General features: G+C 64.2%; 16 protein-coding genes and 1 pseudogene. 9 read left to right on the top strand and 8 right to left on the bottom strand.

Going from position 1 to position 20804, the window contains the following annotated elements:
* Nucleotides 1-114: 114 nt before the first annotated feature.
* Both AB3L03_RS25640 and AB3L03_RS25635 read left to right on the top strand, forming a co-directional pair.
* Complete coding sequence (locus tag AB3L03_RS25640; RefSeq protein ID WP_085385343.1) at nt 115-1308, top strand: efflux RND transporter periplasmic adaptor subunit; 1194 nt, start codon at nt 115-117, stop codon at nt 1306-1308.
* A 24-nt stretch (nt 1309-1332) separates the two neighbouring features.
* Entirely contained in the window at nt 1333-4491 is a 3159-nt protein-coding gene (locus AB3L03_RS25635) for an efflux RND transporter permease subunit (protein WP_368507201.1), read from the top strand.
* Here AB3L03_RS25635 and AB3L03_RS25630 read toward each other — a convergent pair.
* The gene (locus AB3L03_RS25630; protein ID WP_368507200.1) at nt 4488-6755 is read right to left on the bottom strand and encodes a cation:proton antiporter; all 2268 of its coding nucleotides are present in this window, start codon (nt 6753-6755) and stop codon (nt 4488-4490) included. The genes AB3L03_RS25635 and AB3L03_RS25630 overlap by 4 nt on opposite strands.
* Nucleotides 6756-7188: 433 nt before the next feature.
* Nucleotides 7189-8361 (bottom strand): MFS transporter, encoded by a 1173-nt coding sequence (locus AB3L03_RS25625; protein ID WP_368507199.1) that lies wholly within the window; start codon nt 8359-8361, stop codon nt 7189-7191.
* A gap of 59 nt (nt 8362-8420) precedes the next feature.
* On the opposite strand from AB3L03_RS25625, the gene AB3L03_RS25620 reads away from it, so the two are divergent.
* Entirely contained in the window at nt 8421-9221 is an 801-nt protein-coding gene (locus AB3L03_RS25620; RefSeq protein ID WP_368507198.1) for a helix-turn-helix transcriptional regulator, read from the top strand.
* Between the two features lie 94 nt (nt 9222-9315).
* Here AB3L03_RS25620 and AB3L03_RS25615 read toward each other — a convergent pair whose 3' ends face one another.
* Nucleotides 9316-10866, bottom strand: coding sequence for a winged helix-turn-helix domain-containing tetratricopeptide repeat protein (locus AB3L03_RS25615; RefSeq protein ID WP_368507197.1), 1551 nt, complete (start codon nt 10864-10866; stop codon nt 9316-9318).
* Nucleotides 10867-11031: 165 nt separating this feature from the next.
* Here AB3L03_RS25615 and AB3L03_RS25610 point away from each other — a divergent pair, with 165 nt between their 5' ends.
* The 3 genes from AB3L03_RS25610 to AB3L03_RS25600 all read left to right on the top strand — a co-directional run bounded on the left by AB3L03_RS25610 (nt 11032) and on the right by AB3L03_RS25600 (nt 14637).
* Entirely contained in the window at nt 11032-12012 is a 981-nt protein-coding gene (locus AB3L03_RS25610; RefSeq protein WP_085385340.1) for a tripartite tricarboxylate transporter substrate binding protein, read from the top strand.
* A gap of 21 nt (nt 12013-12033) precedes the next feature.
* Nucleotides 12034-13050 carry a methyltransferase gene (locus AB3L03_RS25605; RefSeq protein WP_368507196.1) on the top strand — a complete coding sequence of 339 codons (1017 nt, stop codon included), beginning with the start codon at nt 12034-12036 and terminating at the stop codon, nt 13048-13050.
* A 234-nt stretch (nt 13051-13284) separates the two neighbouring features.
* Complete coding sequence (locus AB3L03_RS25600) at nt 13285-14637, top strand: malonyl-CoA decarboxylase (protein ID WP_085351884.1); 1353 nt, start codon at nt 13285-13287, stop codon at nt 14635-14637.
* A gap of 190 nt (nt 14638-14827) precedes the next feature.
* Here AB3L03_RS25600 and tarD read toward each other — a convergent pair whose 3' ends face one another.
* From tarD to AB3L03_RS25575, 5 genes and pseudogenes are all read right to left on the bottom strand, one after another.
* Nucleotides 14828-15997 (bottom strand): D(-)-tartrate dehydratase, encoded by a 1170-nt coding sequence (gene tarD, locus AB3L03_RS25595; protein ID WP_368507195.1) that lies wholly within the window; start codon nt 15995-15997, stop codon nt 14828-14830.
* 144 nt (nt 15998-16141) lie between these two features.
* Nucleotides 16142-16399, bottom strand: a complete 258-nt coding sequence (locus tag AB3L03_RS25590; protein ID WP_007613756.1) for a DUF3297 family protein — start codon at nt 16397-16399, stop codon at nt 16142-16144.
* On the bottom strand, nt 16396-16872 hold the full coding sequence (locus AB3L03_RS25585) for a glutathione peroxidase (RefSeq protein WP_018454085.1): 477 nt from the start codon (nt 16870-16872) through the stop codon (nt 16396-16398). The genes AB3L03_RS25590 and AB3L03_RS25585 overlap by 4 nt, the downstream gene beginning before the upstream one ends.
* A 2-nt stretch (nt 16873-16874) precedes the next feature.
* A pseudogene (locus AB3L03_RS25580) lies at nt 16875-18274 on the bottom strand (amidase family protein).
* Between the two features lie 104 nt (nt 18275-18378).
* Nucleotides 18379-18636: a hypothetical protein gene (locus AB3L03_RS25575; RefSeq protein ID WP_007613759.1), complete on the bottom strand. Its 258-nt coding sequence runs from the start codon at nt 18634-18636 to the stop codon at nt 18379-18381.
* 250 nt (nt 18637-18886) lie between these two features.
* On the opposite strand from AB3L03_RS25575, the gene pqqA reads away from it, so the two are divergent.
* The 3 genes from pqqA to pqqC all read left to right on the top strand — a co-directional run bounded on the left by pqqA (nt 18887) and on the right by pqqC (nt 20803).
* Nucleotides 18887-18967, top strand: coding sequence for a pyrroloquinoline quinone precursor peptide PqqA (gene pqqA / locus AB3L03_RS25570; RefSeq protein ID WP_007595659.1), 81 nt, complete (start codon nt 18887-18889; stop codon nt 18965-18967).
* Between the two features lie 118 nt (nt 18968-19085).
* Entirely contained in the window at nt 19086-20015 is a 930-nt protein-coding gene (gene pqqB, locus AB3L03_RS25565) for a pyrroloquinoline quinone biosynthesis protein PqqB (RefSeq protein WP_368507194.1), read from the top strand.
* On the top strand, nt 20012-20803 hold the full coding sequence (gene pqqC, locus AB3L03_RS25560; protein WP_368507193.1) for a pyrroloquinoline-quinone synthase PqqC: 792 nt from the start codon (nt 20012-20014) through the stop codon (nt 20801-20803). The genes pqqB and pqqC overlap by 4 nt, the downstream gene beginning before the upstream one ends.
* Nucleotide 20804 lies beyond the last annotated feature (1 nt).

Genomic DNA, 20804 nt, shown 5'->3' with positions numbered 1-20804 from the left:
GGCCACAGCGCGGTCCGCAGCGCAAGGCCGACGACTGCCATGGCTATGGTGTTCCACGTCCGGGCATTTGTTGGTAGCCTCCCGCCTCGACAGACAGCAACCGGGGGCTACCGAATGACCTGCGCGAATCCCGCATCTCCCGCACGGCGCAACGAAGCGTGGAGACATGTCGGGCAGGCACTGGCCGCCGCGATGGCCGTGGCCGCGCTCGCCGGCTGCGAGGACAAGAACAGTTTCGTCGCTCCGCCGCCGCCCAAGGTGGACGTCGCCGCGCCCGTGCAGCGCCCGGTGACCCGTTATGTCGAGGCCACCGGCAACACCGCGCCGATCAAGAATGTCGATCTCGTCGCGCGCGTGCAGGGATTCCTGCAATCGATCGACTACCAGGACGGCGCCTTCGTCAAGCAGGGCACCCAGCTGTTCACGATCGAGCCCGAGACCTACAAGCTCAAGCTCGACCAGGCGCGGGCGGCCGAGGCCGGCGCGCAGGCCTCAGTCCGGCAGGCGGAAGCCGACTACAAACGGCAGGCTGAGCTGGTGCAGCGCCAGGCCGTCTCGCAGGCCACGCTCGACACCTCGACATCGACGCGCGATAACGCGCAGGCCAATCTCCAGCAGGCCGAGGCCAACACCAAGCTCGCCCAGGTCAACTACGGCTACACCAACGTGACCGCGCCTTTCGACGGCATCGTCAGCGCTCACATGGTCTCGGTCGGCGAACTCGTCGGCGTCTCCTCTCCAACTCAACTCGCGTCCATCGTCGCGATGGACCCGATCTATGTGAATTTCACCGTCAACGAGCAGGACGTGCTGCGCATCCGTGCCGAGGCCGCCCGCCGCGGGCTCACCGCCGCAGACATGAAGCAATTTCCGATTCAAGTCGGTTTGCAGACCGAGGCCGGTTATCCGCATGAGGGCAAGCTTGACTATGTCGCCCCGACCCTCACCCAGTCGACGGGCACGCTCGCAGTGCGGGGCCTTGTCCCCAACGACAAGCGGGTGCTGCTGCCCGGCTATTTCGTCCGCGTTCGCGTGCCCTTCACTCAGGAGAAGGACGCCCTGCTCGTGCCCGACACCGCGCTCGGCAGCGATCAGGGCGGCCGCTATCTCCTCGTCGTCAATGGCGACAACGTTGTCGAGCAGCGCAAGGTGCAGATCGGTCCCGTGGACAACGGTTTGCGCGTGATCGAAAGCGGCTTGAAGCCGGAGGACCGCGTGGTGACCGCGGGACTGCTGCGGGTGATTCCGGGCCAGAAGATCGACCCGCAGGTGACGAAGATCGAGCAGCCGCAGGCGTCTGCCAAGTAAGATCTGCAAGTAGGAGCGCCGGCCATGATCTCAAAATTCTTCATCGAGCGGCCGGTCCTCTCGAACGTCATCGCGCTGCTGATGATCCTGATCGGCGGCGTCGCGCTGTTCAACCTCGCGATCGCGCAATATCCCGACGTGGTGCCGCCGACGGTGCAGGTCACCACACGCTATCCCGGCGCCAGCGCCAAGACCGTGATCGACACAGTTGCCTTGCCGATCGAACAACAGGTCAACGGCGTCGAGGACATGCTCTACATGCAGTCCTACAGCGGCTCCGACGGCACCTATACGCTGACCGTGACCTTCAAGATCGGCACTGACCTGAACTTCGCGCAAGTGCTGGTGCAGAACCGCGTCTCCAGCGCGCTGTCGCAATTGCCCCAGTCGGTGCAGAACCAGGGCGTCACCGTACAGAAGCGGTCGACGTCGATCCTGCTGTTCGTGACGCTGACCTCGCCTGACAAGACGTTCGACAGCCTTTATCAGAGCAACTACGCCACCATCAATCTCCGCGACGAACTCTCGCGCCTGCCCGGCGTCGGCAACGTCACCGTGTTCGGCGCCGGTCAGTATTCGATGCGGGTGTGGCTCGATCCGAACAAGCTGCAGGTCCGCGGCCTGGTGCCGCAGGACGTCATCCAGGCGATCCAGCAGCAGAGCCAGCAGGTCTCCGCCGGCCAGGTCGGCGCACCGCCGACACCGCCGGGACAGGCGTTCCAGTATACACTCAACGTCAACGGCAGGCTCGACGACACCACCGAGTTCGAGAACATCATTGTCAAATCAGGCACCAGCGGCGACGTCACGCGGGTGCGCGACGTCGGCTGGGTCGAATTGGGCGCGCAGACCTACAGCCAGATCTTCTCGCTTAACAAGCAGCCGGCCACCGGCATCGGCGTGTTCCAGTCGCCCGGCGCCAATGCACTCCAGGTCGAGCAGGCCGTTGAGAAGAAGATGGCGGAGCTTGCCAAGGCCTTCCCGCAGGGCATGAAGTACGACACGCCGTTCGACACCACCAAATTCGTGCAGGCCTCGGTGCACGAGGTCTACATGACGCTGATCGAGGCCGGCCTGCTGGTGCTGGTCGTGATCCTGGTGTTCCTGCAGGACTGGCGCGCGATGCTGGTGCCGGCGACCACTGTGCCGGTGACCATCATCGGCGCCTTCGCCGCCATGGCCGCGCTCGGCTTCACCATCAACATGTCGACGCTGTTCGCGATCGTGCTAGCGATCGGCATCGTCGTCGACGATGCCATCGTCGTGGTGGAAGGCGCGGCCCACAACATCGAGCAGGGCATGAACGGCCATGACGCCGCGATCAAGGCGATGGACCAGCTGTTCGCGCCGATCGTCGGCATCACGCTGGTGTTGATCTCGGTGTTTTTGCCAGCGTCGTTCCTCGCCGGGCTCACCGGCCGCATCTATTCGCAATTTGCGCTGGTGATCGCGGCGACCGCGCTTCTGTCCGCCATCAACGCGGCGACGCTGAAGCCGACGCAATGCGCTCTCTGGCTGCGGCCGACGGTGCCGCCGGAGCAGCGCAACTTCTTCTATCGCGGCTTCAACGCGGTCTACAACCGCGTCGAGCGCGGCTACATCCGACTGATCGGCGTGCTGTGCAGGAACAGCACGATCTCGGTCGCGATCGCGCTGGTGCTGATCGGGATCGGCGGCTACGGGCTGTCCCGGGTACCGACCGGCTTCCTGCCGATCGAGGACCAGGGCTACCTGATCGCCGCCGTGCAACTGCCTGACGGTGCCGCGCTGGAACGGACCCAGAAGGTGCTCGACAGAGCGAGCGAGCTGATCAAGGACACGCCCGGAGTCCAGCAAGTCATCACCATCGCCGGCATCTCCGCGCTGGACAACAGCGCCAGCCTTGCCAATGCCGGCGTCGCCTACATTATCCTGAAAGATTGGGACGCGCGCAAAGGACCGGGCGAGGATCTGCGCTCACTGGTCTACGGGCTGAACGACAAGCTCGCGGCCATCATGGAAGCGCGCACGCTGGTGCTGCCGCCGCCGCCGATCCAGGGCATCGGCAACGCGGCCGGCTTCTCGATGCAGGTCGAGCTGCGCGACGGCAACAGCGATTTCGCCAAGCTCCAGGCCATCACGGGCGCGATGGTCAGCAATGGCCAGAGCCAGAGCGCGCTGCAGCGCGTCCAATCCTCGTTCCGCTCCTCGGTGCCGCAATTCAACGTCGAGATCGACCGCATCAAGACCCAGACGCTGCACGTGACGACGGACCAGGTGTTCGCGGCGCTCTCGACCTATCTCGGCTCGTCCTATGTCAACCAGTTCAACAAGTTCGGCCGCGTGTTCCAGGTCTACACCCAGGCCGATCCCGCCTTCCGCGTCACCGAGCGCGACATCGCCAACATGATGGTGCGCAACTCGAACGGCGACATGATCCCGATCGGCACGGTTGCCACGATCACGCCCGCCACCGGCCCGTCGCTGATCAGCCTCTACAATCTCTATCCATCGTCGACCGTGATCGGCCTGCCGGCGCAGGGCTACTCCTCTGGCCAGTCGCTGAAGCTGATGGAGGAGATCGCGGGCAAGACGCTGCCGCCGGGCACCGGCTTCGAATGGACCGCGATGTCCTATCAGGAGAAGGCCGTCTCCAACCAGATCTACTGGGTGTTCGGGCTCGCCATGCTGCTGGTCTATCTCGTGCTCGCCGGCCAATACGAGAGCTGGTATGCGCCGATCTCGATAATCCTGGCGGTGCCGCTGTCGTTGCTCGGCCCGATGCTGATCCTCAACGCATTGAAGATCGACAACAACCTCTATTGCCAGATCGGCCTGATCCTGCTGATCGCGCTGTCGGCCAAGAACGCCATCCTGATCGTCGAGGTCGGGCTCGAGCTGCACGGCCGCGATGGCAAGCCGGTGCTGGAATCCGCGGTCGAAGCTGCGCGCGCCCGCTTCCGCCCGATCCTGATGACGTCGTTCGCCTTCATCCTCGGCGTGGTGCCGCTGGTGATCGCGACCGGCGCCGGTGCCAGCGCGCGCAAGTCGATCGGCATCACGGTGTTCTCGGGCATGCTGGCCTCGACCTGCCTCGCGGTGCTGTTCGTGCCGGCGTTCTTCGTGGTGGTGCAGCGCTTCGAGAACTGGCGTGCGTCGAAGAAGACGCCGAAGGCGGTGGCAGTGTCCGAAGTGAAGTCCTAGGCTTTCTCCGTGGACGTCGGACGCGCCTCGCCGCTCGAGACCAGGAGCACCGAGACCTTCGCTTGCCTGAGCACGGCGTCGGCGACGCCGCCGAAGGAGAGGTGATCGGCCTGGATGCGATCGACGCCCATCACCACGAGATCGACGGCGGTGGTCTCGATCTCGCGCAGGATCGCCGCTTCAGGCGCCCGGTTCGCGCGCAAGGTCGTGGTGATGTCGACCTCGTAACGGGCGGCGAGATCGCTGGCGTCCTTCAGGATGCCGGCCTCCTGGTTCAGACCACGCGAGGCGCCGCGCTGCGCGCCCTTGTCGCGCGTCGTCGCGACATAGATCACCCGGAGCGAGCCTGATCCCGCCTGCGCCAGCGCGACCGCGACCTCGGCGCCGCGCTTGGAGACGCCGCTGCCGGAGACCGGAACGAGGATGTTGAGCGCCTCGGGCGTCGGCTGCTTCAGGTGCTTGCCCTTGGCCGCCACGACCGCGAGCGGTCCCTCGAACTTCGCTGCGATGTCCTCGATCCTCCGATCGAAGCGATCCTTGGCGGCAGCAACCTTGTCGACGCCGATGACCAGAAGATCGAAGCCCTTGCGCGCTTCGTCGGCGATGGACTCGCCGAGCTCCGCACGCCTTGCCCGGGTGACGACGTCGACGCTGCCGACATCGCCATCGCCATGGGCCGATACGATCTCGGCGGCCTTCTTCACCACGGTTTCCGCGCTTTCCTCTTCATCGCGGCCCTTCTCCTGATCCTTGGCGCGCTTGCCGATGTGCAGCACGGTGATTGGCAAGCCGCGCATGCCGGCGATCAGGCCGGCGATGTGGGCAGCGAAGGTGGCGTTCACGCTCTCGTCCACGGCGAGCAAGGGGCGTTCGAGATTGGCGACGAAGCCGCGCTTCTCGAATTCTTCCCGCTCCAGGCGCTCTTGCTCGTCCTTGTTCATCGGCAGCTTTGCCAGCGCGGCGCGCAGCATCGGCGGCATCGCCATCGTGGTCACGATCGCCATGGTCACAATCATCGTGAACAGGTTCTGGCTGAGCACGCCGATCGAAAGACCGATGGTGGCGATGATCACCTCGGTCGAGCCGCGCGCGTTCATCCCGCTTGCGAGGGCCAGCGACTCCCTTGTGTTCAGCCCGCCCACGGTTCCGCCGACGAAGGCGCCGCCGAACTTGCCGACGCTGGCGATCACGACCAGCAGGCCGGTGAGCATCAGCAGATGGGGATCGCGCAGCACCGTGAGGTCGGCGCTCAGGCCGGCCAAACCGAAGAACACCGGCATGAAGAAGCTCGAGATCAGCCCGCGCAGCCGCTCGTCGATCTGCCGCGTCAGGATCGGGGACTCCCCGACCAGAATGCCGGCGACGAAGGCACCGAGCACGGTGTGGACGCCGATCAGATGCGTGACCAGCGCCATCGCGCACATCAGCAGCAGGATCACCGTGATGACCGGGGCGGTGCTGACGAGATTGTCGTTGGCCCATCGAATGAGCTGGAACACGATGCGGCGGCCGATGGTGAAGCTAATCGCGAGGAAGGCCAGCGTGCCCAGCACAGCTTTCGCCACCGAGGCGATATCCAGCGCGCCGTGCGAGGCGAGGCTGAAGGTGACGGCGATGATGATCCAGCCGATGGTGTCGTCGATGACGGCGGTGGCGACGATGATCTGGCCGACATTGCGGCGCATGAAGTTCATCTCGCGCACAACCACCGCGACGATCTTCACCGAGGAGATTGACAGCGCCGTGCCCATGAACAGCGACGCAACCAGGCGGGCTTGCGGATTCGGCAACAGCGCATCTGGCAGGAATTCGCCGAGCGCAAAACCGCAGGCAAAGGGCACGAGGATGCCGGCAATCGAGATCGCGATCGCGGCCTTGCCGACCTTCCTGACCAGCTTGAGGTCGGTCTCCATGCCGGTCAGCAGCAACAGCAGCAGGATGCCGAACTGCGCGATGCCGTCGATCATCGCTTTCTGCTCGGGCGTTTTGGGGAAGATTGCCTGCTGTGCGTCAGGCCAGACCCAACCGAACAGCGAGGGACCGAGCAGGATGCCGGCGAGCAATTCGCCGATCACCGAGGGCTGGCCGAGGCGCTGCATGATCTCGCCGAGGCCGCGGCCGACCGCGATCAACAGCACGATCTGGGCCACCAGCAGGAATTCCGAGGGACCGGCCGATTTGCCGCCCTCGGCACTGGCCGCAACGGTGGTGAGGACAAGCGCCGCGGGGACAAGGCCGACCGGTCGGAGCAGGCTCCACTGCATGCAGGAATTTTACCCCTTCATCTGCCCCGGCGAGGTGCCGGGATGACGGGGATAGAACCCGCGGCAGGCAACGGGAGTTCCTTGACTTCGCGGCGGGTAAGGGGCCTCAACAAAAAAAACGCGAAAACAACCCCATGCACAGTAGAGATGAAGTTGAAAAGACTGGAGAAAATTTCGTCTTTGCCGAAATCTAATTTCGTCTTTGCCGAAAATGCTTGCCCCGTCGGGCAAAACACTGGCATGATGGCATCATCGGCAGACTACGCGAGCCGCCGCCACTCCCACGTCATTGCGGGCGCAGCGACTTGACATCCGAACCTATAGCGAAGGCGGAAGCAATCCAGAATCCTCCGCGGAAAGATTCTGGATTGCTTCGTCGCTACGCTCCTCGCAATGACGGGATTGAAACGGGCGCGCGCCTCACGCCGATCCCTCACACCGCCTGCGGTGTCCTGATCTCGCGCGGGAGAATGATCGCGGCTGCGATCGCGAGCAGGCAGAGGGCTGCGAAGGCATGCAGCATGGTGACGAAGCCGCCCTGCTCGTAGAGCCAGGCGACCAGGCCGACCGAGGCGCCGGCGGCGGTGAGGCCGATGAAATAGCGCACGGCATAGGCGCGCGAGCGCCATTCCTCGCTGGTGTATTTGCCGACCATGGCGTCGTTGACCGTGACCTGCCCGAACGCGCCCATGACGATGCCGATCGAGACCAGGATCAGCGGCAGATTGGACAGGCTCGCGGCCAGATACAGGAACGGCGCCAGCATGAAGGACAGCGGCAGCGCCACCGTCTTCAGCGAATAGCGGTCGAGCAGCCGGCCGATCGTGTACTGCGTCATCGCGCCGAACACGTAGACGCAGGCCGCGATGACGCCGAGCAGCGCCGGGCTTTTGGTGAGATCGGCAAGCCGCTCCGCGAACAGCTTTGGCAGCGCCACGGTGACGGCATTGAACGTGGTGGAAATCGCGATCACCACAATCAGCAGCGACAGGATCACGCGCCACATGTCCTGCTTGGCGACCCGCGCCTGAGCTGCCGCCTGCTTCGAGCCCTTGCGGTCCTCGTGCACGACCATCATCGCAAACGCGATGCCGATCAGGATGGTGACGATGCCGGGGACGATGAAGGCGAAGCGCCAGCCGAGATACTGGCCGATCACGCCGGTGACCAGCGCCGACGATGCGACGCCGAGATTGCCCCAGACGCCGTTGATGCCCATCTCGCGGCCGAGCCTGTCAGCGTAGGAGACGATCATGGCGGTGCCGACGGGATGATAGATCGAGGCAAAAATGCCGATCGCGAACAGCGCCGCGCCGAGTTGCGCCGGGGTCTGCACGCAGCCGACCGAGATCATGGAAGCGCCGATGCCGACGAAGAAGATCAGCATCATATGGCGGCGGCTCCAGCGGTCGCCGAGCCAGCCGGTAAGCAGCGAGCCCGCGCCGAAGGCGACGAAGCCCGGCGTCGCATAAGGCAAGAGTTCCGAATAGGCCATGCCGAGCGCCGGTCCCATGATGATCACCGCGGCGGCGAAAATCAGCATCGCGTAATGGTCGATGAAATGGCCCGCGTTGACGAAACTGATCACCCGGCTGGGGCTGTTCATGGGAATCCTCTCCTGCTCCGAAATGAGTTATATGTCTTGGGCATGACGGGATGCTGCCAATGACTGTCGTCGAGACGCCAATCCTCCGGGCGGTCCGGAGCAATCATCGCTCACCTGCGGGCGTGCATCTGGTCGCGCGCGACTACCCCAAGGGCATGCGGATCGATCCGCACCTGCACCGCGAGGCACAGCTGATCTATGCCGCCAGGGGCACCATGCAGGTAACGACGCCCGGAGGGCGCTGGCTGGTGCCGCCGGACCGCGCGGTCTGGGTCCCCGCCGGGCTCCAGCACGCCATCGATCTGCTCGCCGACATCGAGATGCGGACGCTCTATTTCGACTTGGCTTGGCTGAAGCGCGAGCAGCGCCATGAGGGACTGACCAAGGAATTCGTGGTGCGGGTGTCGCCGCTGCTGAACCAGGCGATCCTCGCGCTGTTCGACGCGCAAAATACCGAGGAGCGGACCGATCTGCTGGTTCGCCTGGTGATGCTGGAACTGGTCCGGGCCGAGGACTCCGCGACCTTCGTGCCGCTGCCGCACGAGCCGCGCTGCCGACGCGCGGCCATGATCGTGCTCGACGATCCCACCGGCCTGCACGACATCGACGCGCTGGCGCGCGAGGTCGGAACCTCCGCGCGCACGCTGTCGCGGCTGTTTTCGACAGAGACGCAGCTGAGCTTCAAGAGCTGGTGCCAGCGTGCGAGGATTGCGGCGGCGATCCAGCGGCTGTCCACCGATGCCAATGTGTCCGTGAAGCAGCTCGCGACCCAGCTCGGCTATGCCAGCGTGCCGGCGTTTTCGGCGGCGTTCCGTCAGGTGACGGGACGGACGCCGACGGAGTTTGCGGGGAAGGGGTAAGCGCAGAGGCGGGCTGCCGATCGTCCTGCGGGCCCGGTTCGCCAGAATACGCGATGGCCGGCGGCCCCTTTGGCCTCGACGAGCCGCGCAATATCTATTCTTCGGGAAGACCTGCCTTGCGTAACCCCACGGCGATACGAGCTCGCTGCGCAAGACAGGTTGGATGATCCGTTGGCGAACTGGCGTGGAATTGGGCGATGCTGAAGCCCGGAGCGAGCGTCAGCCCCGCCTGCATATGAGTCCGCGCTTCCTTGATCTCACCGAGATGCGCCTGCTCGGCGGCGAGATAAAAATGGACAAAGGGTGCAATATTACGGTTGGTCTCGATCGATCGCTTGAACCAACGAACGGCAGCCTCATCGGCGCCGAGATATGATTGCGCGACTCCTGCCGTATTCATCCAGGAAGAGGCCTTGTTATCGCGGGGAGAGAGTCGGAAAGCCTCCATGACGTGCGCTTCGGTCTCCTCGGCTCGGCCCAGATTGCACTTGCCAAGTCCGATCCACGCATGGGCCGTGGCAAGATTCCGGTCCAGCACCAACGCCCGCTCACACTCGGCGATGCCTTGGGCGGCGCGGTTCGTGAAAATCTGGACGACGCCCATCAGGCAATGTGCCCTCGCGTGATTGGGCGTGTGGCCAAGTATCCTGGTCAAGGACGCTTCGACCACTTGCAGAGGCGCCGTGCGGTCGATCAGCATGGAGGTCGCCCGCATCGTATCGACGTCTGTGATTCCCACCATAGCTTCAACGTTTGAAGCGTCCAGCAGGAGCGCTTGTTCGAAGAACGGGCGAGCCTGCGACAGGCTCGTGGGATCCGTCCCGCGATTCAGATACGCCATGCCCTGGAAATAAAGGTCGGTCGGATCTGGATGTGGCGCACGCGCAGCGCGCCGTGCCTCTACCCTGACGAGCTCGGTTCCCAATTGATTGGCAAGACGCGCACCGATTTCGTCCTGCATGTCGAAAAGATCTGCTACCTGCTTGTCGAAACGGTCGCCCCACAAATGATTTCCGGTCTCGGCATCAATGAGCTGGACGATGATGCGCATTCGGCTGCCGGCCCGTTGCACGGAGCCCTCGAGCACGTAGCGAACGCCGAGTTCGCGGCCGAGCTGCTTCAGATCGACATGCACGCCCTTGTAGGTGAAGGCGGTGTTGCAGCCAATCACGAAGATACCGGCCATTCGCGACAGATCCGTGGTCAGGCTCTCGGTCACGCCGTCGACGAAATAGTCCTGGGCGGGATCGGGGCTCAGATTGGCAAAAGGCAGAACCACGAGCGACGGCTTGCCTGCGGCGGGCCTCGGCAAGCGCGCGACAGTCGCAGTTGTAGGCACTTCGCGCACCTCCGCGACGAAGCGGACGCCCTTGCGCGGAAATGTCTTGATCAAGCGCTGCGCGTCCCCGGAATCGCCGATCGCCTTGCGCGCCGCATCAAGCCGCGTGGTCAGGGCGACGTCGGAGACGACGCGACCATGCCAGATGGCGCGGATCAGGTCGTCCTTGCTGACCACGCGCTCGCGGTTGCCGATCAGATAACGAAGCAGGTCGAACACCTGCGGCGCGATGGCGACGACCTCCGGCCCGCGACAAAGCTCGCGCCGCTCAGTGTCGAGTGAAAAATCGTTGAAGAAATAGCGCAAGCGACTTCCCCGAGACCGCCGTCCGTCGTCAAAATCCGTGCGATGCGTAAGAGTAAGCTGCCGGTAAGGAAAATGTAAGCCGGCGACCAAGCCCGTTCGTCCCTCATGTGACACATCCGCCGGTAGAACCCGCTCTGAGCGCCAAATGGATCAGGGAGACAGGGAATGATCACGCGTCGTAGCGTATTGGCCGCATCTGCGGCCTGTGTGGCGAGCTCCGCCTCGCACCGCGTGTCGCGCGCGCTCGCACAGCCGCTCTCCAAAACCGCGCACATTTTGACGGGCTTCTCGCCCGGACTGCAGGACGCCATGGCGCGGCTCGTGGCCGGACAGATGAGCGGCTATGCGGAGACCATCGTGGTCGAGAATCGGCCAGGAGCAGGCGGCCGTATCGCGGTGGAGGCGGTGAAGAACGCCGATGCCGACGGATCGGCCATGCTGTTCTCGCCGCTCGGCTTCATGATGTTTTTTCCGCACGTCTACAAGACGCTGAGGTACCAGCCGCGCGATTTCACGCCGGTGTCGACCGTCGCCTCGACCCCGACATTGCTGACAGTCGGCCCGGCGGTTCCGGCCGACGTCAGGACACTGGCGGATTTCGTTGTTTGGTGCCGAGCCAATCCGAAGCTTGCCACCTTTGGCACGCCGGGCGCCGGAACCACGCTGCATTTTCTCGGTACGATGCTGGGCCGCAGCGCAGGCTTCGATTTTCTCCACGTGCCCTATCAGGGCGGTGGCGCGATTCAGGATCTGGTCAAGGGCGTGATTGCAGCGACCGTCATGCCGATCGGCAGCTCGCTCGGACTTGTCCAATCCGGAGATCTTCGTGCGCTGGCGACCACTGGACCGCGCCGCAGCCCGTTCGTTCCGGCGGTACCGACGGTGCGGGAGGCGGGATACCCCTCGCTCGAGGACCTCACATGGTTTGCGTTTTTCGTTCCAGCGAAGACGCCGGCGCCGATTGTCGATAAGCTCAGCGCCGCGATCCAGACGGCCGTTCGCACCGACGAGGTCAGGGCCGGTATGGCAAAGCTGGCCGTCGAGCCGGACGTGATCGCGATGGACGATTTCGCCCGGCTGATCGCATCCGAATCCGACCGGTGGAAGGCGATCGTGCATGAAACGGGGTTTGTCCCGACCGATTGATCGCAGCAACGGAGGCAACAGATGAGCCGGCCAGCGTCCGTCCTTGATCTCGTGCAGTCGCATCGCATCACCGCGGTGATCTATGCTGCGGCGAAGCTTAGTCTCGCGGAGGCCGTCGGAGACGAGGCGAAATCCGTGGCTGAGCTTGCCCGGCTGGTGTCCGCCGACGAAAGGGCTCTGCGCAGACTGCTCGTTGGTCTGACCACACTTGGTCTTTGTAGGCAGGCAGACCACGACCGGTTTGCTATGACCGATCTCGGCCTGCAGCTCGGCGAGACGGCCGACCCATCCTTCAAGGACTGGGTTCTCTTTGAGGGCGAGATGCTCGCGCAATCCTGGAGCGGACTGGTCGATTCGGTTCGCACCGGAAAGACCGCGACCCAGCTGCGCGGAGAAGGCGACGACCGTTATGCGGCCACAGGCAATACGCCGGAATCAAACCGCCGGTTCAACGCTGCGATGGTCAGCCTCACGCGGTCCATCGTTCCGAAGATCGTTACGGCCCACGACTTCGCCGCAGCGCGCCTCGTCATGGATATCGGCGGCGGCACCGGCGAATTGATCGGCGCCATAGTTCAGCACAACCCTCACCTTGAGGGCATCGTCTTCGATCTCGCGCGTTGCGAGACAGATGCGCGCACACATTTCGATCGTCTCGGGATCGCCGGCCGCAGTCGCTTCGTCACCGGCAGCTTCTTTGAAGATATTCCGAGCGGCGCCGACACGATTGTGATGAAGAGCATTCTCCATAATTGGAACGACGACCGTTGCCGGATCATCTTGCGCAATTGCCGGAACGCGCTGCCGTCCGACGGGACGTTGATCGTGATCGAGCGGATCATGCCGGAGCGCGCAACGACGGCGCCCGAGGATCGTTCCTGCGTCATGAGCGACCTCAACATGCTGCGAGGACCGGGCGGTTGCGAGCGGACCGAAGCCGAGTATCGCAAGCTGGCGGACTCGGCCGGCTTCGCTTTCGTCCGGACGACCGGTATCGGCTCGTTCAGCCTGGTCCAATTCAGGAAATCCGGTCACTGAGCAGGCTGTCTCCTTGCGCTGGCAGGAGGGGCCCGGATCAGGGACGCCCTGGCTGCCACCCGCGGCACGCAGGCCGTGGCGTACTGGATGTCCCTCCTTCGCCGGGCATGACGGCATTCTGGAAATCCACACCCCCCGCTAAACTTGCCAAAATCCCCCGCTTGATTGTGATCGGATTCCGCCCAAATCCCGTGTAAGATTCCCGCACCGCACAAACCCGACACGAAAGCCCCGATGGCCAACGCCTTCTTCTCCGACTTACTTACTACCATCTCCGAGCGCGGCCGCACGCTGCTTCGCCGCGGGGATTCTGCCGACACCAAGCCGGACGCCGATGGGCTGATCGAGCTCTGTGGCGCGCTGCTGTCGGGCCGGGGTGAAGCTTCCGGCACCGCCATGGCGCGTGAGGTGCTCGACATCTACCAGGACCTGGATGCGGCGGGACGTCGCGCCTTTTTCGAAGCCCTGGTGCGCGATTTCGGCCCGGATCGGGAACGCCTGTCCAAGGCGATCGAGACATGGCGCGCCAAGCCGGCCGACGAGGATGCCAGCGCCCTGCACTTCGCCTCCGAGCCGCGCCGGCAGGAGCTGATCCGCCGCCTCAACCGCGCACCCGGCGGCACCGGCGATCTCGTCAAGATGCGCGCCGACCTGCTCGACATGATGAACAGGCACGCCGATCTCGCCGCACTCGATCGCGACGTTTCGCATCTTCTCTCGTCATGGTTCAACAGGGGGTTTCTCGTGCTGCGCAGGATCGACTGGTCGACCCCGGCCAACATCCTCGAAAAGATCATCCGTTATGAGGCCGTGCACGAGATCAGCGACTGGGACGATCTGCGCCGCCGCATCGATCCGGTCGACCGCCGCTGCTACGCCTTCTTCCATCCCGCGATGGTGGACGAGCCCCTGATCTTCGTCGAGGTCGCGTTGACCGAGACGATCCCCGGCGCGATCGCGCCGCTGCTCGCGGTCGATCGCCCATCCGTCCCGATCGAGCGCGCCCGTACCGCCGTGTTCTACTCGATCTCCAACACCCAGCGCGGTCTGGGCGGCATCTCCTTCGGCAGCTTCCTGATCAAGCAGGTGGTGGAGGAGCTGCGCCGCGAATTGCCCAAGCTCGACAATTTCGTGACGCTGTCGCCGGTGCCGGGCTTCATGCCATGGGTGAAGCAGGACAAGGATTTGCCGCTGTCGGACGAGGACCGCGAGATCCTGAAGCGCCTCGACGATCCCAAATGGTTCGAGAACCCCGAGACCACGACACTGCTACGTGGCGTGATCGAACCGCTCGCGGCGCACTATTTCCTGAAGGCGCGCACACCCAAAGGCAAGCTGATCGACTCCGTCGCGCGCTTCCATCTCGGCAACGGCGCCCGCCTCGAGCGCATCAATTGGTTAGGCGATCTCTCGCCGAAGGGCGTGCGCGAGTCCGCCGGCGTGATGGTCAACTACCTCTACCGCCTCGACGACATCGAGAAGAACCACGAAGCCTACGCCAATGACGGCGAGGTCGTGGCCTCGAGCGCGGTGAAGAAGCTCTTGAAGGGCGAAGGGCGGCGGCTGTTGGATATGCGACTGTCGTAAGGGACGACCTCGGCTGATTGCGTTGGTTCGTCCACAATCTCGGTGTCACCGCCCGGCTTGACCGGGCGATCCAGTATTCCAGAGGCCTCCGTTGAAGCGGCTCGCTCTCGCCACATTCGCCACGGCGTACTGGATGCCCCGGTTAAGCCGGGGCATGACAGCGGAAAGCATGGCGTGGCCGTCGCGCCCCCTACTCCGCCAGCGCCTTCATCTCCTTGTAGAGATCCGACTTGCCTTCGAAGCCGATGCCTGACAGCTCCGGCATGGTGATGTGGCCGTTCTCGACGCGGACGCCGTCGGGGAAGCCACCATAGGGCTGGAACAGGTCGGGGTAGCTCTCGTTGCCGCCAAGGCCTAAGCCGGCTGCGATGTTGAGCGACATCTGGTGGCCGCCGTGGGGGATGCAGCGGCTCGGCGACCAGCCATGAGTTTTCAGCACCTCCATCGTGCGCTGGTATTCGCACAGGCCGTAGGACAGCGCGCAATCGAATTGCAGCCAGTCGCGGTCGGGGCGCATGCCGCCGTAGCGAATCAAATTGCGGGCATCCTGGTGGCTGAACAGGTTTTCGCCTGTTGCCATCGGGCCCGGATAGAATTCGGCGAGGGCTGCCTGCAGCGCGTAGTCGAGGGGGTCGCCAACTTCCTCGTACCAGAACAAGGCATAATCCCGCAGCATCTTGGCATAGGCGATGCCGGTCTCGAGATCGAAGCGGCCGTTGGCGTCGACGGCGAGCTGCGCGTCCTTGCCGATTTCCTTCAGCACCGCTTCGATGCGGGTGCGGTCGTCCTCGATATCAGCGCCGCCGATCTTCATCTTCACGACGTTGTAGCCGCGATCGAGATAGCCTCGCATCTCGCCGCGCAGCATCGAGAGGTCCTTGCCGGGATAGTAGTAGCCGCCGGCAGCGTAGACGAACACGCGCGGATTGGCTTTGACGCCGTGACGCTCAGCCAGCAGGCGAAACAGCGGCTGGCCCGCAATCTTCGCGACCGCATCCCACACCGCCATGTCGATGGTGCCGACCGCGACCGAGCGCTCGCCGTGACCGCCCGGCTTCTCGTTGGTCATCATCGCGGCCCAGACCTTGTCGGGGTCGAGATTGTCGCCGGCCGCGTTCAGCAGCGATTTCGGATCGGCCTCCAGGATGCGCGAGGCAAAACGCTCGCGGATCAGGCCGCCCTGCCCGTAGCGGCCGTTGGAGTTGAAGCCGTAGCCGACGACGCGCTTGCCGTCGCGAACGACGTCGGTGACGACGGCCACCAGGCTCGTCGTCATCTTGGTGAAATCGATATAGGCGTTGCGGATCGGCGAAGAGATCGGCTTCGTGATCTCGCGGACGTCGACGATGCGGACGGACATGGGGTTTGGCTTTCTGCGGGCTCCCTCCTCTCGTCATGGCCGGGCTTGTCCCGGCCATCCACGTCTTAGCCGCTCGAAGAACGTGGATGCCCGGGACAAGCCCGGGCATGACGGCGTGCCCCAAGCACGCTTCGCATTCCAAAACTACTTCTTATCCCTGAAATACGGCTCGACCGGGCCGTGCACCTTGATGGTCAGCGGGTTGCCGTGGCGGTCCTTGGCGTTGCCAGCGGTGACGCGGACCCAGCCTTCGCTGATGCAGTATTCCTCGACATTGGTCTTCTCGACACCCTTGAAGCGGATGCCGACGTCGCGCGCCAGAATGTCCGCATTGTAAAAGGGGCTGTTCGGATCGACCGAGAGGCGGTCCGGAAATTCGTCGCTCATGATTGTCTCGCTCATAACAGGGTCTCGATTTGCTGCCGCAATCCTTCGGGCCGCGCGGTCGGCGCATAGCGCGAAACCACCTTGCCGGCGCGGTCCACCAGGAATTTCGTGAAATTCCATTTGATGGAGGCGCCCAGCAGGCCGGATTGCTGGCGTTTCAGGTACTCATACAACGGATGGGCATTGCTGCCGTTGACGTCGATCTTCTCGAACAGGGGAAAGGTGACGTCGTAATTGGTCGAGCAGAACGCCTGGATCTCGCTCGCCTGCCCTGGCTCCTGCGCACCGAACTGGTTGCAGGGAAAGCCGAGCACCGAGAAGCCGCGCGGGGACAGGTCGCGATGCAGATCCTCCAGCCCGCGATACTGCGGCGTGAAGCCGCATTTGCTCGCGGTGTTGACGATCAGCAGCACCTGCCCTTCGAAGCTGCGCATCGGCACTTCTTCGCCGAGAAGCGAGTTGGCCTTGAAGTCGTAGATCGCGGACATCGCTAACCTACGGGATCGATCGGCGACGGCGGCACGCCGCCCGCCTCGATCGCCTCGCCTGCGAGCAGGCAGAGATCCTCGCGATAGCGGCCCGACACGATGTGCACGCCGACCGGCGCCTTGCCGACGAGGCCCGTGGAGACCACGAGGCCCGGCAGGCCCATGAAGGGAATGGCGATCTGCGGCAACTGCGCTTCCCAGACGCGTTTGAAGGAAGAGTCGTCCTTGCGGTCGAGATGATCGGGGAACGGCAGTTCGCCGGAGACCGGCGTCAGCAGCACGGCATAGGTCTCGAAGAACAGCATCCAGTCGCGGGTCAGCCTGGCGCGGCGGGTCAATGCCTTGGCGTAATTGGCCTGGTCCATCGGCGTGACCCTGGCACGGTTGCCACGCAGGCACGCCAGCGCGCCGGGATCGCCTTCACGCTCGGCCATCTCGAGCTGCGCCTCATAGCCGTCGCCGAGCCAGAGCTTGATCTGCCACTCGACCGCTTCGCGCATCGGCGGGGTATTCTCGATTGTCTCGACGGTCCAGCCGGCCCGTTCGAGCCGCTTGCCGGCGTCGATGACGGCGGCCTTCACCTCGGGCGCGGTGGCCAGGCCGTCCGGGTTGAGACAGAGCGCGGCGCGCTTCGGCCGCGCGGGGCCTTCCAGCGGCACCGGCACGAACCAGGGATCGCGGGCGTCACGGGCCGACATGGCCGCGAGTGAAATCCTGATGTCGTTGACGGTGCGCGCCAGCGGCCCCGACACCGCCATGATCTGCGGCCCGATCGGGCGCTCCGGCAGGGCCGGATTGAAGGCCGGGATGCGGCCCAAGGTCGGGCGCAAGCCATGCACGCCGCAGGCATAGGCGGGATAGCGGATCGAGCCGGCAATGTCGGTGCCATGGGCGATATGGCCGATGCCGGCCGCGACCGCCGAGCCCGCGCCGCCGGACGAGCCGCCCGGCGTCAGCGAGGCGTCGCGGGGGTTCTTGGTGTCGCCGTGGACCAGGTTGGTGGTGAACCAGCGATAGGAGAAGGCCGGGCAATTGGTGCGCCCAAGCAGAACGGCGCCGGCTTTGCGGAAATTGGCGACCACCGGATTGTCCTCGCGCGCGATCAGGTCGCGCTGGAGCTTGAGGCCGTTGGTGGTGGCAAAGCCCTCCTGGTCGACATTGGCCTTGATAGTCACGGGCACTCCGGCCAGCATGCCGGGGTCCTCGCCCCTGGCGATGGCGGCATCGACGGCGTCGGCCTGCTTGAGCACGTCCTCGGGCCGGTGGTCGATCACGGCGTTGAGGCTCGGATTGACGGCGTCGAGCCGGGCGAGGCCGGCCTGCGCGGCCTCCTGGCGGAGACCTTTTTGGTTTTGACGAGATTGGCGAGGTCGGCCGCCGACAGGCGCCAGAGATCTTGCATGACTTGCTCCGTGTAACCGGCGTCTTTTAGCCCCGGGAACGCGGCAAAGCCATGCGGATTTCGCAGGGATTCCTCCGCCATTGCGACGGTGGCGAGAGCAAGTCTTAATGCCGGGTGGCGGACTGGTCCGGAATGTCCAGGAGTGCCTCGGTGAAGGGGAATTCGAGCACGATCTCGCCTTCGCGGTCGGTGACCTCGATGACGGCCTCAAGCAGGGCCGGCTGGGTGCCTTCCGATCTCAGCACCTCCAGAATCATCTGGCGGGCAACCTCCCAGGCGCGATCGGGATTGCGCAAATCCTCTCCCTCAGGATCCACGATCAGTTCGTCGCCGATACGGGTGTTGAAGAAATATCTAGGCATCACGAAGTTCCAGTTGGGTCGCCTGTACCGGATTGAAAGCTGCACTGCACTCACAACTGCTTTATCAGGACAGGGTTCGCGACCGAATGCGCCGGGCGCAAGGCAGCATCACCAGCAAGTATCGTTCCGGCGGCATTTTTTCGCGCCGCAACATGGCTTTCTCGGGAAAATTTCACTGGCGAACTTTTCCACCCGCACTAACTTAAGGGTGGGCGGATACGTCCGAATTCTCGAAAATGGAGAGCCGAAAATGGCCTGGAAAGCCCCGAAGATCGTCGAAGTGCCGTGTGGCATGGAAATCAACATGTATGTGAGCGCCACCCGCAAGTAAGCGGTTGGTGAGTTCGCGTTCTGCGCAGGTGGATCTTTCGGTCACGATGCATGTCCGGAAGACAGGATTTGTGTTTGCGTGAGGTCCACCTCGCGACATTGCCTCCAGGAGACGGATCATGCTTCGCGTCGTCGTCCTGGGCGCCGCAGCCGGCGGCGGAGTGCCGCAATGGAATTGCGGCTGCGAGGGCTGCCGGACGGCCCGTGATAACGGCCAAGAGCTGCAACGGACCCAAGCCTCGGTCGCCTTCAGCGGCGACGGCGAGCACTGGTTCTTGATCAACGCCTCCCCCGACCTCCGCCAGCAATTGAATGCGACGCCACAGCTGCATCCGAAGGCAGGCGCGCTGCGCCATACGCCGATCGCAGGCGTGATCCTGACCAACAGCGAGGTGGACGCAGTGGCCGGCCTGCTGTCGATGCGCGAGGGTTCGCCCTTCACGGTCTATGCGCACGAGAAGGTGCTGGCGATCCTGAAGGCGAACAGCATCTTCAATGTGCTGAACGAGAAGAACGTGCAGCGCCAGCCGATCGGCATCAATGAGCCGTTCGAGCCGCGGCTGCCGGACGGGGCGCGCTCAGGACTCGAGGTGCTGCCCTTCGCGGTCTCGGGCAAATCGGCCTGGTACCTGGAAGGCAAGACGCATCCGGGCGGCGACAGCGGCGAAGGCGATACGCTGGGGCTGAAGATCACCGACAAAGCAACCGGCAAATGCTTCTACTTCATCGCCGCCTGCGCCGAGGTCACCGACGCGCTCAAGGCCGAGATCGACGGCGCTGCGCTGGTGTTCTTCGACGGCACGGTGTGGCAGGACGACGAGATGATCAAGGCCGGGCTTAGCCACAAGACCGGCAAAAGCATGGGCCACGTCGCGATGTCCGGCGACCACGGCGCCATCGCGCGGCTCGCCGACCTCACACTCGACAGGAAGATATTTCTGCATATCAATAATTCGAATCCGGCGCTGCTGCCCGCTTCCCCGGAGCGCAAGGCCGCTGAAGCGGCGGGCTGGCAGATACCCGCGGACGGAACGGAGATCGTGCTGTGAATGCCGCGTCACTGACTGGAATGACCGCGCTCTCGATCGGCAAGGACATCAGGCTCACTAGCGCCGAGGAGCTGGAGGCGACGCTGCGTCACATCGGTGCGACGCGCTATCACAGCCTGCATCCGTTCCATAGACTGCTGCATGGCGGCAAGCTCAACAAGGGCCAGGTGCAGGCCTGGGCGCTGAACCGCTACTATTACCAGAGCACCATCCCGATCAAGGACGCGGTGGTGATCTCGCGCTTCCGCGACCGCGCCACGCGGCTGGAATGGCGCCACCGCATCGAGGATCATGACGGCGACATCGGCTCCGAAGGCGGTATCGAGCGCTGGCTGAAGCTGACCGAAGGCCTCGGGTTGGACACAGCTTACGTGGAATCGACCGAAGGCATCCTGCCGGCGACGCGCTTTGCGGTGGAAGCCTATGTGCATTATTGCCGCGAGAAGTCGCCGCTGGAGGCGATCGCGTCCTCGCTCACCGAATTGTTCGCGCCGAACCTGCACGAAGAGCGCATCTCCGGGATGCTGGAGCACTACGACTTCGTCAATCCTGATATCATGAGCTACTTCAAGCGCCGGCTGGCGCAGGCGCCGCGCGACGCCGGGTTTGCGCTCGACTATGTCAAGGCGCATGCCGTCACGCCCGAGCAACGCGCGTCCGTCTGCAATGCGCTGATCTTCAAGACCAACGTGCTATGGGTGCAGCTCGACGCGTTGCAACACGCCTATGTCGAGGGCCATATTCCGCCGGGCGCGTTCGTGCCCCAAGAACACCGAAGGGCGAGCTGAG

The organism is Bradyrhizobium lupini (assembly GCF_040939785.1).
GTDB classification, from domain to species: domain Bacteria; phylum Pseudomonadota; class Alphaproteobacteria; order Rhizobiales; family Xanthobacteraceae; genus Bradyrhizobium; species Bradyrhizobium canariense_D.
The sequence above is the reverse complement of the archived record's forward strand: the minus strand, read 5'-3'. Positions and strand labels throughout refer to the sequence as shown.